Annotated in this window: 2 protein-coding genes; one reads left to right on the top strand and one right to left on the bottom strand. The window is 67.9% G+C overall.

Annotation, left to right across the window (positions count from 1 at the left end; genetic code table 11):
• Nucleotides 1-80 precede the first annotated feature (80 nt).
• Nucleotides 81-923, top strand: coding sequence for an ISAs1 family transposase (locus ACFWV8_RS38345; protein WP_384215105.1), 843 nt, complete (start codon nt 81-83; stop codon nt 921-923).
• Here ACFWV8_RS38345 and ACFWV8_RS38340 read toward each other — a convergent pair.
• Nucleotides 893-1123, bottom strand: coding sequence for a hypothetical protein (locus ACFWV8_RS38340; protein ID WP_384215104.1), 231 nt, complete (start codon nt 1121-1123; stop codon nt 893-895). The two genes, ACFWV8_RS38345 and ACFWV8_RS38340, sit on opposite strands and share 31 nt — an antisense overlap.
• Between the last annotated feature and the right edge of the window lie 225 nt (nt 1124-1348).

The following is a 1348-nucleotide window of genomic DNA, read 5'->3' as shown; positions in this document are numbered from 1 at the left end:
CAGGGCTTCGGCGTAGTCGACTGACGTCCGCTTCCTGACGGTTGATCAGTTGGGTGGGGTCCGATGCAGAACAGGCACGGATGCCCGTGATCATGGAGTTCTCTACGCTCTGTGATCCTGGGAAGTCCGTGCCTGCCGACGCATCATCTCTGGTCCCTCCTGTCTTTGACCAACTCGGTCCCCATCCGAGAGCCGCTCCCCGGGAGATTCCTGGCCTGCTGGAACGCCTCGCGCAGGTCCCCGACCCGCGTGATCCCCGCGGAGTGCGGCATCCACTCGTCACGGTGCTGGCTCTGACCGCCTGCGCGGTCCTCGCCGGCGCGAGGTCGCTGCTGGCCGTGGGTGAATGGGTGGCCGACGCCCCGACGGAACTCCTCGAGCGGCTCGGCACCCGCGTCGACCCAATCTTCCCTAAACGTTCCTGGCCTGCGGAATCAACGGTCCGCAGGCTGCTGGCGAGAGTCGACGCTGACGTCCTGGACCGCGCGGTCGGTGCCTGGCTCGCGGACCGGCAGGGCCGAAGCGACGGGCTGCGGGGGCTGGCCGTCGACGGGAAGTCGCTGCGGGGTGCGGCCCGAGCAGGCGGACGCAGGATCCACCTCCTGGCGGCCTGCGACCACGCCGACGGCCTGGTCCTTGCGCAGATGGACGTCGGTGAGAAGACCAACGAGATCACGCGTTTCCAGCCCCTCCTGGACACGCTGCCCGACCTGTCCGGCATGGTCGTGACCAGCGATGCCATGCACACCCAGTACGACCACGCAACCTATCTGCGCGGGCGGGACGCCCACTACATCGTGATCGTGAAGCGCAACACGAAGAGGCTCCGCAAGCGGCTGAAGGCCCTTCCCTGGAAGCAGATACCGCTCCAGGACCGGACACGGACGACTGGTCACGGACGCTCTCCGAGATCCGCAGGCTGAAGGTCTGCACGGTCAACAACCTGCTCTTCCCCGGCGCTCATCAGGCCGTCCAGATCGTCCGCCGCCGTGTCCATCACACGACGGGGAAGATCAGCCTCAAGACCGTCTACGCGGTCACCAGCCTCGCCGCGGAACAGGCCCCACCCGCCCGGCTCGCCCAACTGGTCCGCGGGCACTGGACGGTCGAGGCCCTGCACCACGTCAGAGATGTCACCTTCACCGAGGACGCCTCCCAGTTGCGGACCGGGAACGCACCCCGGGCGATGGCGACCTGCAGAAATCTTGCGATCGGAGCCCTCCGCCTCGCCGGCGTCCGCAATATAGCCGCTGGCCTCCGCCGGACAGCCCGGGACCAAACCCGCGCCCTCGCCCTTCTCGGCCTCACGTGATCAAAAGGGACGAGGCCCGACTACGCCGAGGCCCTG

Origin of the sequence: Streptomyces sp. NPDC058665 (assembly GCF_042714995.1) — a bacterium.
Taxonomy (GTDB): domain Bacteria; phylum Actinomycetota; class Actinomycetes; order Streptomycetales; family Streptomycetaceae; genus Streptomyces.
This window is presented reverse-complemented; position numbering and strand designations above follow the sequence as displayed.